The following is a 14300-nucleotide window of genomic DNA, read 5'->3' on the forward strand; positions in this document are numbered from 1 at the left end:
AGGTGACCGGGGTGTAGCCGTAGGCAAGGTGAGGGGCGCGCATTGAAGGCGGCCGGGTGCTGCGGGTGTCGTTTCTGCACCTGCGTTTGATGTCCAGTGTTCTGGAAACATGGGCCGTTAAACTGTTCGCAACCCTGAGTAGTCCTCCCCAAAGTCCCGCAAATACAGTGTTATTCACAGGATCGGTATTTGGGTCCCGAATGTCACTGGCGGCTGAAAGCCTCGACCTATGAACCGGACCAGCGGGACTCATCGGAGGCGGACTTTTGGGCGGCTGTTCGAAGCGCCTGAGGCACCCGCTGGTGCCGCCATGCCGGATTCAGCCGCCGGTGCCATGCCGGAGCAGGTTGCGTGCCTGGATACCTTTGCCGCAACAAGTGGTGAGGCGAGTTCGGGCGGGTTGAACGGAACCCTGGCCGTGGTCGGTCTCGAGGCGTTGGAAGCCGGTGAAGCCCCCGGGGTCCTGGAACAGCTGGCTGCGCTGGTGGGATGGGCGCAGGCACAGCAGGCCCGGGTAGTGCACCGGATGGAGGAGCTGATCGGCCGCGAAGTCGAGGCAACCCTGCAGAAACCGGACCCTGCGTTGGCGATGTCGCTTACAGCTGCGGAGGCAGGTGCCGTGCTTCGGCTGCCGCATATGACCGCGATGCGGCTGGTGGGCGAGTCGGACTCGCTGTGCGGCCGGTATCCGGGCACGCTCGCGCGTCTGTCCCGCGGGAATATCAGTTACCGGCATGCCCAAGCGGTCCTGGACCAGGTTGACGGGATCCCGGAGCAGGAGCAGCAAGCCTTTGAAGCTGAGCTTCTGGGCCTGGCAGAAGGGCGGACCTGCGCCCAGTTCCTGCGGGTTGCCCGGCGGCTGAGGGAACGGCGCTGGCCGGAGACCATCCTGGTCCGGCACCGTGCCGCACTGGACAAGCGGCGGGTGAGTTTCGATCCGGCGCCGGACGGTATGGGAGATTTTTCGGCACGTATCGCTGCGGAGAAAGGCCAGGCCATCTTCACGGCGCTGACTGCCGCTGCGCAGGGCCAGCAGCGGGCGGGTGATTCCCGAACTCTGGATCAGCTGCGGGCCGACATCTTTGCCGCCCTGCTGCTCAGCCCCGGGACGGCAGGGGACGAGGGTGGCGGCGCCGCGGAAAACAGCGGTGAATCCGGGATCAAGGCAGAGATCATGGTGCTGATTCCCGCGGACACCCTTTTCGGAGCCGATGACCAACCCGCAGAACTTAACGGGTACGGTCCGATCAGTTCCGAAGCAGCCCGGCGGCTTGCCAGACAGGCACTCCACTGGACCGGGTTGGTGCAGGATCCGGATACCGGTGAAATCCTCGCTGTTGGGCGGCAGCGGAAAGTGCCGGCCGGCTTGAGACGCTGGCTGCAGGCCAGGGACGGGACCTGCCGCTTCCCGGGCTGCTCCGTTAGTCCGCCACGGACCGAGATCGACCACACGATTCCCTGGGCTCGAGGCGGACCAACCGGGCACGGGAACCTAGCGAATCTCTGCCCGAAGCACCATCGGTACAAGACGTTTGGGTTCTGGTCGGCCCGGCAACAGGTCCCCGGAGTCCTGGACTGGACATCGGTCTTTGGCAGACAGTATCGGGACAATCCGGTGCTGGACTATGGCCGGATTTCGGTGAAGCATTTGGGCGGTGCAAGATCGAGGACTCCCGTGCGGGATTCCGGGACTGCTTCCCGGGCTCTCCCCGATGAGTCCGTAGGGTCCATGAAACTTCCTGGCGGAGAGTCCTTGGGTTCCAGGGATGCAGCGCGGGCTTCCCTTCACGATCCACCATGACCCAGCCCTAGGCGCCCAGGCGCCGGGGCTTCGGGTACAGGGACGGCTGTGGTCGGCCGGGTCCGGACGAAGTCGTCGACGGGCCACCTACCCCCGCCGCAGCAGCCGCCCCGTTGCCTCAACGCCGGCCGCCTCGCCAGCCTTCTCCCACGACTTCACCCCAGCCATGCCGCCGCCCACCTCGGCACCGCGGAGGAACGTTCGGCGGACCACGCCGGTCAGCTCCTTGCCCGCATACGGGGTGATCGGATTCTTGTGATGCAGCCTTGCGGCATCGACCACAAAGGACTGCTCCGGAGCGAACACCGCAAAGTCGGCATCCGCACCCACCTCCAGCCGGCCCTTACGTCCCAGCCCGGCCAACTCGGCCGGCCGCCTGGACATCCACTCCAGCACCGTTTCCAGCGGAATCCCGCGCCGGCGTGCCTCAGTCCAAATCAGGGAGAGCCCCAGCTGCAGCGAGGATACCCCGCCCCAGGCAACCCCAAAGTCGCCGTGCTCCAGATCCTTCAGATCCAGTGTGCTGGGGGAGTGGTCCGAGACGATGAAGTCGATCGTCCCGTCCAGGAGCCCCTGCCAGAGCAACTCACGGTTCGAGGCTTCCCGGATCGGCGGGCAGCACTTGAAGGCCGTAGCGCCGTCGGGGATTTCCTCGGCCAGCAGGGTCAGGTAGTGCGGGCAGGTCTCCACCGTCAGCCGGATCCCTTCCCGCTTCGCCGCGGCGATCATCGGCAACGCCTCTGCCGAGGACAGGTGCAGGATGTGTGCCCGCCCCCGGGACCTGCGGGCGACATCAATGACCTGGGCAATGGCATTGTTCTCCGCCGACCGGGGACGCGAGGCCAGGAACCCGGAGTATTCCGGACCGGACGGCTCCGGCGCCTCGGCAATCACCCGCGGGTCCTCGGCATGGACGATCAGCAGCGAATCGAAGGACGCGAGCTCTGCCAGGTCCTTTTCCATCTCCTCCGGTTCCAGATGCGGAAACTCGTCCACTCCGGAATGCACCAGGAAACATTTGAAACCGAAAACGCCGGCCTCATGCAGCGGCCGCAGGTTCCCGGTGTTGCCGGGTACGGCCCCACCCCAGAATCCGACATCCACAAAAGCCTGCCCGGATGCGGCCTCCCGCTTGGCCTCCAGCGCCTCCACCGACACCGTGGGCGGAATCGAGTTCAGCGGCATGTCGATAATCGTCGTGACCCCGCCGGCAGCAGCCGCCCGCGTGGCGGAGGCGAAGCCCTCCCACTCGGTGCGGCCAGGCTCGTTGACGTGCACATGGGTATCCACAAGACCGGGCAGCAGGACTTCGTCACCGGAGAGTTCCACCACCCGTTCACCTCTCAGGCCGGTGCCCAGGGGTACGACGGCGGCAACAGAACCGCCCCTGACCCCCACTTCCCAAGCACCGGTCCCGGCACCCGCGTAGACCTGCGTCCCGCGCAAAACAAGGTCGAAATTGGAATCAGTCATACGCTGCTCTCCTTCAGTTGCGGCCAATCGGAGGCAGGCAGCTGCAGCCAATCGAAGGCCTCCGCGCTGGGACTTTGGTATTCGAGACCGATGCGGCCGGTGTAGCCACCGGACCGGGCTTCCAGGATCCAGCGGGCCAGTGGCAGGCCGCCGGTGCCGGGTGCTCCGCGGCCCGGCGCATCAGCAATCTGCACGTGCCCGAATTCGGCAGCATGTCCGGCAAGCAGGGCCGCCACATCGTCGCCGTTGACAGCGAGATGGTACAAATCCGCCAGCAGCGCGACGTTCGCCATACCGCCCTCCCGTACCCGGCTGATTACGTCGAAGCAGTCCGCGGCAGTCCGCAGCGGATAACCCGGGACCCCGCTGAGCGGTTCAACCAGCACCGTTCCGCCCAGATGCCCGACGGCGTCGGCCGCCACCATCAGGTTCTCCACCGCAGCAGCGTCCTGTTCAGCCTGGGGAACGTCCTCCTGGCGGAGGCCGTACAGCGCGTTGAATCCGCGGCAGCCGGTCAGCCGGGCGATGCCGACGGCGGTATCCAGGCTGGCCCGGAACTCCTTGGTGCGCGACGGCGAAGAGATGACCCCGCGCTCACCGGCGGGCATGTTCCCGGCGTAAAAGTTCAACCCGGTCAGCAGGACACCCGCATCGTTGATGGCGCGCAGGAAAGTGTCGACGGTCAGGTCATCCGGAACCGCCGAATCGAACGGCCACCAGAATTCCACGGCGTCGAAACCCGCTGCCGCCGCGGCAGCGGGCCGCTCGAGCAGGGGCAGATCCGTGAGCATAACGGAGCAGTTCACGCTCCACCCGCCACCCGGGCCGCCGGAGCAGGCAGGCTGGGTACTGCCCGGGGCCTGGGGGATCACAGCAGAATCTGGCGGTTGACGTCCTTGTACAGCAGGTACCTGAAGTTGGACGGTCCACCGGCATAACAGGCCTGCGGACAGAAGGCGCGTAGGGACATGTAGTCGCCCTCCTGGACCTCCACCCAGTCCTCGTTCAGCCGGTAGACGGCCTTACCCTCCAGGACGTACAGGCCGTGCTCCATCACGTGCGTTTCGGCGAACGGAATGGAGGCTCCCGGTTCGAACGTCACCACGTTTATGTGCATGTCATAGGCCAGGTCGTCTACGGGGAGCATCCGGGTGGTGCGCCACTTGTTGTCCGTTCCGGGCATCCCGGCCGGCTCAATGCCGCTCTCATGCCCGACGACGACCTTCGGCAGGTGCCCGGCCAGCGGCTCGTACGCCTTGCGGATCCACTGGAACCTGGCCGGCTCGGTGCCGTCGTTGGCCGCTTGCCAGATGATTTCCGGCGGCAGATAGGCGAAACCGCCGGGGATCAGTTCGTGCTGCTCACCGTCGATGGTTACCGTCAGGGGCCCGCCGTCGAGCACAAACACGAAGGATTCGACGGTGGACTGCGGTTCCGGGTTCTGCGAACCGCCGCCAGGGGCGACCTCCATCAGGTACTGGGCAAAGGTCGTCGCACCGCCAGCCACCGGACGGTTCAGGATCCAGGCCCGGGTGCCGGTCCACTCGGGCAGGACGCTGGTGACGATGTCGCGGAGCACCCCGCGCGGAATCACGGTGTAGGCCTCGGTGACCACTGCACGGTCGGAGAGCAGAGCGGTCTGGGCCGGCAGCCCGGCCTCGGGGGAGTAGTAGCTGGTCTTCACGAATCGGTTCCGCTTCTGTTGGAGGCCTGGGGATGGGCAAGGCGGGTCAGCTCTTCCGGGGAGACTCCGGCAGCGTCCGCGACTTCGGCGCCGCTGATGGCATCGCAGGTGAGTCCGCGGTGAATAAAACGGGCCAGGGCACGGGCTGTCGCCGGTTCGTCGAGGATGGTGCTCTCGAGCTTGTGGACGTAGTTCTTCAGCCGCGCCGCGGCAGCAGGAAAACCGCTGCGGTAGAAACCATAAGTGGCCAGGAACCGGGTGGGCAGCTGCGCGGCATGCAGATCCCAGCCCTGGTAGTAGCCGGCGGCCAGAGACCGGGCCACCAGCCGGGCATGCAGCGCCCAGGCCCGGTTGACATTCTCGGTATCTCCGACGGGAAGGATATTCGTGGACCCGTCGGAGAGTCGGACACCGGTGCCTGCCGCAGCCACCTGCATCACGGCCTTGGCGTAGTCGGCAGCAGGGTGCTCCATGGACTGGTGGGCGGCGGCAATCCCGAGGGAAGCGCTGTAGTCATAGGTGCCGTAATGCAGGGCACTGACCCGTCCACTTCCGGCATGCAGGATCTGGGCCACGGGGACGGTTCCGTCCGCGCCGAGGATGAGCTGCGGAGTTTCCATCTGGACTTCGAAGCGCAGGCGTCCGGCCGCGAGCCCGTGGACGTCTTCGAGCCGGCCACAGGCATAGGCCATGGCTTCAACCTGGGCGACAGTGCTTACCTTCGGCAGCGTCAGTACCAGTCCATGCGGCAGCGCCAGTCCATGCGGCTCCAGCCCGTCCAGAAGTGAGGCGAGGAACAGGTCAAGGGTCCGCAGACCGCGGTCCCGGGTAGCGGCTTCGAAGCACTTGAAGCGGATGCCGATAAATGGCGGGGCGGTCCCGGCAGCGAGGGCACTGGCTACGTCCTGGCCCGCCCGGATGGCGTGTGCGTCCTCTTCGGCGTCCGGACGCGATCCGTAGCCGTCCTCGAAATCCAGACGAAGGTCCTCAACCGGTTCGGCGGCAAGCTTTGCGGCCACCAGCGCGGCCAGCGTTGCCGGATCCTCCAGGCCCAAGCGTTCGGCCAGCTGCTCCAGGCCGCCCTGCCCGTCGGCTGCGGCCAGCGCCCGGCTGCCCCACTCGGCAGCGAGGCCGGGGGTGAAGGTATCTGCAGGGACATAAACTGTATGCACCGGCTGCCGGGACCCGTCGTCCCCCGGGTAGCCTGCGGCCAGCAGATGGTCGCTGGCATGCAGCGACTCCCCGATCCGTGCGTAGTCTTCAGCGCGGAAGGCCAGCCGTGTTCCCGTCTCAGCCTGACTCATGTAGCGGATTCCTCCTGTTGGGCGGCGGCATCCACCGCGGGCTCTGCGGTGGGCATCAGGGCGGCTGCGATATGCGTGGCGTGCCCGGCGACGGTGGCGTTGGAGGTAAGGTCAACAGTCATATCGTTTCCTCTCCACCCGCCTCATTCCGTATTATGGATATTATTGTTTGCAATGTGGAATGACAATAGGTTTGTCCAGGTTCGCCACTGTTGGCACGAAATGCTGGTCAAGACCGCCGGGTGACGCTACGGTGTGGGAATCCCGGAAGTCGGTTTCCGCGATGCGATATTCCTCTGTTGAACCACTGCGGGAGGATCACCCTGATGGCCGAGCGAACCGCCGGGTCCGGCGTCCAATCCGTCGAGCGCGTCTTCGAACTGCTTGAACTGCTTACCGACGCCGGGGGCTCAGCGACGCTGAGCGAGCTTGCGGCCACCGCGGACCTGCCGCTGCCCACCATCCACCGCCTGCTGCGCACTCTGGTGGGGCTGGGGTATGCCCGGCAGCTGCCGAACCGCCGCTACGCGCTGGGGCCACGGTTAATCCGGCTCGGGGAAAGTGCCAGTAAACAGCTGGGGGCACTAGCCACACCGGTGCTGAAGCAGCTCGTTGATGAACTCGGCGAGACAGCCAACATGGCTGTCCTGGACTCTGACCTCGTGCTTTACATAGCCCAGGCGCCGTCCAAGCACTCCATGCGCACGTTCACGGAAGTCGGACGCCGGGCCCACAGCCATGCCACCGGCGTCGGGAAGGCCATCCTGGCCCAGCTGCCCGATGATCAGGTCCGCGGAATCGCCGCCCGTTCGGGGCTTCCGCCCGCCACTCCGGCGAGCCTCGGCACCATTGAGGAGCTGCTCGCGGACCTGGCCGCCATCCGCGAACGCGGCTACTCCATCGACGAACAGGAACAGGAACTGGGTGTCCGCTGCTTCGCGGTGGCCCTTCCCGGCGCACCAACTCCGACGGCCGTCTCCGTGTCCGGCCCCATCTCCCGGGTGGACGAAGAGTTCGGCCGGCGTGCAGTGCCGCTGCTCAAAGCTGCCGCACAGGCCATTTCCGAGGACCTGGCGGCCTCGCACTAGCCGGGCGAAGCCCACCCCGGGGAAGCGCACCCGCCACCCCAGCCACCGTGGGGACGCAGAAGGGCCGGGCACCTCACGGTGTCCGGCCCTTCTGCTGTCTTTGGCGGGCTGTTAGGCGTCGCCTCCGGCATTGCCGCTGGTGCCTGCGTTGACGTTCAGCAGATCGTACTTCTCCATGGCGAGGCGCGGTGCTTCAGCGTCAACATCGCCGCGGGCGGCGAGCATCTGCAGGGCACGGACCACCATGGAGTGGCTGTCAATCTTGAAGTACCGGCGGGCCGCTGCACGGGTATCGGCGAAGCCGAAGTCATCGGCACCCAGGGTTGCGAACTCGTTCGGCAGGAACTGCCGGATCTGGTCCGGAACAGCCTTCATGTAGTCGGTGCTCGCCACGATGGGGCCTTCGGCTCCGGCCAGCTGCTGGGTAACGAACGGCACGCGCCGCTCGGCACCCGGATTCAGGAACGCTTCCTCCTCGGCGGCCAGGCCGTCGCGGCGCAGTTCGTTCCAGGAGGTCACGGACCAGACATCAGCCGAGACACCCCACTCCTCTGCGAGCAGCTTCTGGGCTTCCAGCGCCCAGGGAACAGCCACGCCGGAGGCCATCAGCTGGGCCTTGGGGCCCTCGATCTCCGAGGCCGAGACACGGTAGATGCCCTTGATGACACCTTCCACGTCCAGGTTCTCGGGTGCCTTGGGCTGAAGGATCGGCTCGTTGTAAACCATGATGTTGTAGATCAGGTTCCGGTCCTCGGAGCCTTCACCGTACATCTCTTCGAGGCCGCGGCGCATGATGTGCCCGATCTCGTAGCCGTAGGCCGGATCGTAGGTTTTCACCGCCGGGTTGGTGGCCGCCAGGATCGGCGAGTGGCCATCAGCGTGCTGCAGGCCCTCACCGGTCAGGGTGGTGCGGCCGGCCGTGGCGGAGATCAGGAAGCCGCGTGCCATCTGGTCAGCAGCTGCCCAGATGTAGTCGGCGGTGCGCTGGAAACCGAACATCGAGTAGAACACGTAGACCGGGATCAGCGGTTCGCCGTGGGTGGCGTAGGCCGAACCCGCAGCGGTGAAGGCGGCGATGGAGCCGGCTTCGTTGATGCCCACGTGCACGATCTGGCCCTGCGGGGACTCCTTGTAGGCCAGGACGAGGTCCCGGTCGACGGAGAGGTAGTTCTGGCCCTTGGGGTTGTAGATCTTCGCGGTCGGGAAGAAGGAGTCCATCCCGAAGGTCCGGGCCTCATCCGGAATGATCGGCACAATACGCTTGCCGAACTCCTTGTCCCGCATCAGGTCCTTGAGCAGGCGGACGAAGGCCATGGTGGTGGCCGCCATCTGCTTGCCCGAACCGCGGTTCGCGACCTCGTAGGCGGAAGCGTCCGGAAGTTTCACCGGAGCATGCTTTTCGCGGCGCTCCGGAACATTGCCGCCCAGTTCGGCGCGGCGTTCCAGCAGGTACTTGATCTCCGGAGAATCTGCTCCCGGGTGGTAGTACGGCGGCTGGTACGGATCGGCTTCGAGCTGGTCGTCACTGATCGGAATGCGCAGGTGGTCGCGGAAGGCCTTGAGGTCATCCAGCGTCAGCTTCTTCATCTGGTGCGTGGCGTTGCGGCCCTCGAAGTGCGTGCCCAGGCCGTAGCCCTTGACCGTGTGGGCCAGGATGACGGTGGGCTTGCCCTTGAACTCGGTGGCAGCCTTGTACGCGGCGTAGACCTTGCGGTAATCGTGCCCGCCGCGCTTCAGGTTCCAGATGTCCTGGTCCGAGAGGTCGGCAACCATGGCCTTGGTCTGCGGGCTCTTGCCGAAGAAGTGGTCCCGGACGAATCCGCCGGACTCAGCTTTGTAGGTCTGGTAGTCGCCGTCGAGCGTGGAGTTCATGATGTCCACGAGCGCGCCGTCGTCGTCCTTGTCCAGCAGGGAGTCCCACTCGCGGCCCCAGACAACCTTGATGACGTTCCAGCCGGCGCCGCGGAAGAAGGCTTCCAGCTCCTGCATGATCTTGCCGTTGCCGCGGACCGGTCCGTCGAGGCGCTGCAGGTTGCAGTTGACCACGAAGGTTAGGTTGTCCAGCTTGTCATTGGCGGCGAGCTGGAGCAGGCCGCGCGATTCGGGCTCGTCCATTTCGCCGTCGCCGAGGAAGGCCCAGACATGCTGGTCCGAGGTGTCCTTGAGTCCGCGGTTGTGCAGGTAGCGGTTGGACTGCGCCTGGTAAATGGCGTTCATGGGGCCGATGCCCATGGAGACGGTGGGGAATTCCCAGAACTCCGGCATCGAGCGCGGGTGCGGGTAGGAGGACAGGGCGTGTCCCTCGCGGGACTTCTCCTGCCGGAACCCGTCCATGTCCTCTTCGGACAGGCGGCCTTCGAGGAAGGCGCGGGCGTAGACGCCGGGGGAGGCGTGGCCCTGGAAGTAGACCTGGTCGCCGCCGCCGGGGTGGTCCTTGCCGCGGAAGAAGTGGTTCATGCCCACTTCGTAAAGTGTGGCCGCGCCGGCGTAGGTGGAGATGTGGCCGCCGACGCCGATGCCCGGGCGCTGGGCCCGGTGCACCATGATCGCGGCGTTCCAGCGCAACCAGGCACGGTAGCGGCGTTCGATTTCCTCGTCACCGGGGAACTCCGGTTCCTGGTCCACCGGAATGGTGTTGACGTAGTCGGTGGTGGTCACCATGGGAACGCCGACGGAGCGGGATCCAGCCCGCTGGAGCAGGGAACGCATGATGAACTGCGCCCGCTCGGTGCCCTGCGAGCGAATCAGCTCGTCGAGGGATTCAATCCATTCCGCGGTTTCTTCCGGGTCACGATCCGGCAGCTGGCTTGTCAGCCCGCTGAGGATATCCGTTCTGTCTTCACTGACGCTCATATGCAGCCTCTCGGTTGAGGGCGGGGTCCCCTCAAGGTAATTCGGTGACTCACCGACCATTCCGTTATGCGGAATGCTCATTTCAATCTATACGACAGCGAGATTTCGTGCCGCTTAGGCGAACCATTATTGCCAACATCGTAAGAGGTATCACAGAAGCTTTCAGGAGACGTCAATGGTGACGACGGCGGGACCCCGCCGTGGGTCCGCATCTCCGCGTTTTCCGGTCGGTGCCGTTACGGCGCGGGAGACGCAGCAGCACATTTTCTCGCGGGCGCGCTGCTGGCGTTCGCTGTAGAAAACGTCCCGGTGATCCACTGCTCCGTCCAGGTCAAGGATCTTGACCTCGCACAGTCCGCACTCACCCTTCCGGCAATCGAACATCATGTCCGCACCGGCCTCCTCAAGGGCTTCCAGCATGGAGCGCCCCTGCCGCACCCGCGTGATCAGGCCCAGCCGGGGGATCTGGACGATGAACTCCTCCGGGTCGTACCAGCCGGAGTTTCCAAAGGTCTCGTAACGCAGGCTGGAAGGATCCAGTTCCCGTTCCCGCCAGGACCGGCGCACGGCGTCCATCAGCCGAATCGGACCGCACATGTACAGTTCCGTCCCGTCCTGCAGTTCCCCGACCAGGTCCGGAACGGAGAGCGGCGTCCCCTCGGCATCGACGTGGACTTCCAGGGCGGTGCCGTGCTCGGCCTGGAGTTCCGCCAGGTAGGCCATGGCACTGCGCCGGCGCCCCGCGTAGATGAGCCGGTAGTCGGCCTTCACGTTCTTCAGCGCCCGGGCCATATTGAGGATGGCCGTGATGCCCACGCCCCCGGCCAGCAGCACATAGCGCGGTGCCCCGACCCGCAGCGGAAAGTTCTGGAGCGGCTGGGTGATTTCCAGTTCGTCTCCCGGGACGAGCCCGTGCATAAACACGGAGCCGCCCCGGGACGTGGGAGTGAGGAAAACGCTGATGGCCAGGGAGCCGCCGTCGTCGTCGGATTCCACCACCGAATAGGAGCGGCGCTGGAGTTCCCCGTCGATGGTGGCCATCAGGTCAATATGGGAGCCCGGTTCCGCCCGGCGGGGCAGGGACGGGGCCAGGACCACGCGGAGAATGCCGTCGGCGACGGGCCGCACTTCGGTAACGACGGCGCGCTGCCAGACCTCGGAGTTTGTTGCTGCCATTGCTCTACGCTTCCGCTGGGGCTGGGGCTGGGGCTGGGGCTGGGGCTGGGGCTGGAGCCGGGGCCGGGGCCGGGGCGGAATTAGATGCGCCCGGCAGGCGGCCTTCGGCAGCCAGCCGGCGTTCGATCAGGCGGCGCACCCACATGCCGCCGGCGTCGATGTTCAGGTTGTAGAACTCGTAGTCCGGGTTGGCGTCGATGGCGGCCTGCTGGGCGGCCAGCATCTCCTCGTCCTCGCCGAAGACGCCGTGCACGCCGTCGCGCAGCTGGGTGGTGATGAGCTGGCTGTCGAGGCGGTAGTTGCGCATAAAAGCCCAGAAATAGTGGCAGGTCTTCGCCGTTTCCGGGGAGATTGTGTTCATCACGAAGCCGTTCACGCCCTGGCTGCGGTCGCCTTCCGGAGCTCCGGTGCCGGCTTTCGCCACGCCAACATCAATGTTGATGGTCGACGGCGCACGGAAGGTGATGATCTGCCAGCGGTCCACCTTGCCCTCGAAATCGGGGAACTTGTCCCGCATGTTTTTCCGCCAAAAGGGCGGCGGATCGATGTTCAGCATCCAGCGCGACACCGTGACCGTGTCCTCATCATGGCTGACGACGAACTCCGATTCGCTGAGTTCTTCCTGCCCGATCGAGGAGGAATGGACGAACTCCTCATGGGTGAGGTCCATGAGGTTGTCCAGCACCAGCTGGTAGTTGCACGGAGCGAAGATGGTCTGTCCGTCGCCGGCCCACTCCGGCGAGGATAGCTGGTGCATGTCCGGAACGAGGTCCGGATTCGCCAGCGTTGGGTCGCCCAGCCAGACCCACACATAGCGGTAACGCTCGACGACGGGAAAGGACGGAACGGTGGCACTGGGGTTGATCGTTTCCTGGGCGGGCATCGAGATGCACCGGCCAGCGGAGTTGTAGACGATCCCGTGGTACGGACACTGGATGCCGTCCCGGCCCATGGTCTTGCCCATCGACAGCGGGGCAAGGCGGTGCCAGCAGGCATCGGCCAGGGCCACGGCCTGGCCGTCCTCGGTGCGGTACAGGGCCAGCGGGCGGTCGGCGATGCGGCGGGCCATCGGCTTGCGGGTCACCTCATGGTCCCAGGCCGCCACATACCAGGCGTTCAGGGGGAAGCCCAGCACCTTGTTGGTGGTGGAGCTGGTGGTGGACACGGCGGTCATGACTGTTCCTTCCTCGCGGCATCATCCTTGGTGCCGCCCGGCTGCAAACTAACTATCTCCATAGATAGTTAGTGATGTACGGCACACTACCTATGCCTATAGTGGTTAGGCAAGAGTCCGCTTCTCCAGAAAGGCCGCGGTGAGCCTTCGTTACGCGCTGCTGGCGCTGCTGAACGTAGAACCCATGACCGGGTACGACCTGTACAAGCAGTTCGAATCCTCCGTGGGGTACGTCTGGCATGCCCCGGACTCCCAGATCTACCCCGAGCTGCGCCGGATGGAGCGCGACGGGCTGCTTGAGGGGGAGGAAGTTCCCTGGGGCACCAAGGGGCGCAAGCGCCAGTACCACGTCACGGACGCCGGCCGCGATGCGTTCCGCACCTGGGCAAACACTCAGCTGGACTACCCCCGCGAGCGCGATCCCATGCATCTGAAGGCGGCCTACCTCGAGTGGGCCGAGCCGGATGCAGCACGCAAACAGCTTGAGGCGCACATCGAGCACTACGGTGCCCGGCTGCTGCAGTGGCAGCAGAAGATCGAGGAGATCGACGGCGGCACCTCGGACATGCTGAACCGGCGGCTGGCCACGGTTCCGTCCGTGGAGCACCAGCGGGTAGCGGCCTTCAAGCGGTTCACGTATGAGGGACTGACGGCCCGCGCGGAGCAGGAAATCGCCTGGGCCAGGCGCGGCCTGGCGCTGATCGACTCGCTGTATCCCTAACCGGGCTGCGCCGGTGGGGCGCAGCCTCATGAATGGCGCAGGCGCAGCACAGGTTCGGCATAGAAACCGGTCCTACTCTCAACTTGGCGAAACTGCCGAGCCAAGGAGAGAACATGCATCACCACGAACCCGAACAGCCTCCCGTTTATGCAGGCCGCACCCTTCCCCGCCCGGACGAAGACCTGGAGGACCAGGGCCTGGGGTTCGACGTCGGAACCCTGCTGCAGCGCCGCGGGGTGCTGAAGGCATTCGGGATCGGTGCCGTGACGCTAGGCCTCGCGGCCTGCGGCGCCGGTGGGGAAACCGGAACCACGGACGGCGAGATCCCCGATGAAACCGCCGGGCCGTATCCCGGTGACGGCTCCAACGGTCCCGATGTCCTGGAAGAGAGCGGAATCGTCCGCAGCGACATTCGCTCCAGTTTCGGCGAATCCGAAGGAACGGCCGAGGGCATTCCGATGGACCTGGAACTGAGCATCACCGACCTCGCCAACGGGGGAGCGCCCTTTGCCGGCGTCGCGGTCTACGTCTGGCACTGCACGCGCGACGGGCTGTACTCGATGTATTCCGAGGGTGTGGAGGACCAGAACTACCTGCGCGGCGTCCAGATTGCCGATGCCGATGGCAAGGTGCGCTTCACCAGTATCTTCCCGGCCTGCTACAGCGGTCGCTGGCCGCACATCCACTTCGAGGTCTACCCGGATGAAGCTTCGATCACCGACTCGACCAACGCGATCGCCACCTCCCAGGTCGCCCTGCCCCAGGACGTGTGCGACGCCGTTTATGCCACCGAAGGCTACGAGGCCTCGGTCCGGAATCTTTCCCAGGTCACGCTGGACAGCGACAACGTGTTCGGGGACGACGCCGGTGCCAGCCAGCTTGCGGCGGTCACCGGCAGCATCGGCAAAGGTTATGCCGTCTCCCTGACCGCCGGCGTCGACACCCGGACCGAGCCGTCCGGCGGCAACGCGCCCGACGGCGGTGGCCCGGGCGGGGCTGGTGGGGCAGGCGGCTCGGGTGCTGCCG

The 14300-nt window shown here is 65.7% G+C and carries 12 protein-coding genes; 4 read left to right on the forward strand and 8 right to left on the reverse strand.

Features of this window, described 5'->3' with window-relative positions; all coding sequences use genetic code 11:
* Positions 1 to 310: 310 nt before the first annotated feature.
* On the forward strand, positions 311 to 1801 hold the full coding sequence (locus RTN46_RS05420; RefSeq protein WP_312179636.1) for a DUF222 domain-containing protein: 1491 nt from the start codon (positions 311 to 313) through the stop codon (positions 1799 to 1801).
* Positions 1802 to 1888: 87 nt separating this feature from the next.
* On the opposite strand, the gene allB is transcribed toward RTN46_RS05420, so the two are convergent.
* From allB to RTN46_RS05445, 5 genes are all read right to left on the reverse strand, one after another.
* Positions 1889 to 3274, reverse strand: coding sequence for an allantoinase AllB (gene allB, locus RTN46_RS05425; RefSeq protein ID WP_312179638.1), 1386 nt, complete (start codon positions 3272 to 3274; stop codon positions 1889 to 1891).
* The gene (locus RTN46_RS05430; protein ID WP_312179640.1) at positions 3271 to 4065 is read right to left on the reverse strand and encodes a TIM barrel protein; all 795 of its coding nucleotides are present in this window, start codon (positions 4063 to 4065) and stop codon (positions 3271 to 3273) included. Before RTN46_RS05430 ends, allB begins: the two co-directional genes overlap by 4 nt.
* A gap of 77 nt (positions 4066 to 4142) precedes the next feature.
* Positions 4143 to 4958 (reverse strand): bifunctional allantoicase/(S)-ureidoglycine aminohydrolase, encoded by an 816-nt coding sequence (locus RTN46_RS05435; RefSeq protein WP_312179642.1) that lies wholly within the window; start codon positions 4956 to 4958, stop codon positions 4143 to 4145.
* Positions 4955 to 6262, reverse strand: coding sequence for a DUF6986 family protein (locus tag RTN46_RS05440; protein WP_312179644.1), 1308 nt, complete (start codon positions 6260 to 6262; stop codon positions 4955 to 4957). The genes RTN46_RS05435 and RTN46_RS05440 overlap by 4 nt, the downstream gene beginning before the upstream one ends.
* Positions 6259 to 6384 (reverse strand): hypothetical protein, encoded by a 126-nt coding sequence (locus RTN46_RS05445; RefSeq protein WP_312179646.1) that lies wholly within the window; start codon positions 6382 to 6384, stop codon positions 6259 to 6261. The genes RTN46_RS05440 and RTN46_RS05445 overlap by 4 nt, the downstream gene beginning before the upstream one ends.
* Before the next feature lie 204 nt (positions 6385 to 6588).
* Between RTN46_RS05445 and RTN46_RS05450 the strand changes: the two genes are divergently transcribed.
* The gene (locus tag RTN46_RS05450; protein ID WP_312179648.1) at positions 6589 to 7350 is read left to right on the forward strand and encodes an IclR family transcriptional regulator; all 762 of its coding nucleotides are present in this window, start codon (positions 6589 to 6591) and stop codon (positions 7348 to 7350) included.
* A gap of 111 nt (positions 7351 to 7461) precedes the next feature.
* On the opposite strand, the gene aceE is transcribed toward RTN46_RS05450, so the two are convergent.
* The 3 genes from aceE to RTN46_RS05465 form a co-directional block, all read right to left on the reverse strand.
* Positions 7462 to 10203 (reverse strand): pyruvate dehydrogenase (acetyl-transferring), homodimeric type, encoded by a 2742-nt coding sequence (gene aceE, locus RTN46_RS05455; protein ID WP_312179663.1) that lies wholly within the window; start codon positions 10201 to 10203, stop codon positions 7462 to 7464.
* Positions 10204 to 10365: 162 nt separating this feature from the next.
* Positions 10366 to 11379 (reverse strand): PDR/VanB family oxidoreductase, encoded by a 1014-nt coding sequence (locus RTN46_RS05460; protein WP_312179650.1) that lies wholly within the window; start codon positions 11377 to 11379, stop codon positions 10366 to 10368.
* A gap of 4 nt (positions 11380 to 11383) precedes the next feature.
* On the reverse strand, positions 11384 to 12553 hold the full coding sequence (locus tag RTN46_RS05465; protein WP_312179652.1) for an aromatic ring-hydroxylating dioxygenase subunit alpha: 1170 nt from the start codon (positions 12551 to 12553) through the stop codon (positions 11384 to 11386).
* A gap of 139 nt (positions 12554 to 12692) precedes the next feature.
* On the opposite strand from RTN46_RS05465, the gene RTN46_RS05470 reads away from it, so the two are divergent.
* The gene (locus RTN46_RS05470; RefSeq protein WP_312179653.1) at positions 12693 to 13274 is read left to right on the forward strand and encodes a helix-turn-helix transcriptional regulator; all 582 of its coding nucleotides are present in this window, start codon (positions 12693 to 12695) and stop codon (positions 13272 to 13274) included.
* 113 nt (positions 13275 to 13387) lie between these two features.
* On the forward strand, positions 13388 to 14300 hold a 913-nt coding region (locus RTN46_RS05475; RefSeq protein ID WP_312179656.1), incomplete at its 3' end, for an intradiol ring-cleavage dioxygenase.

It is taken from the genome of Arthrobacter sp. (genome assembly GCF_031988865.1).
Taxonomy (GTDB): Bacteria; Actinomycetota; Actinomycetes; order Actinomycetales; family Micrococcaceae; genus Arthrobacter_B.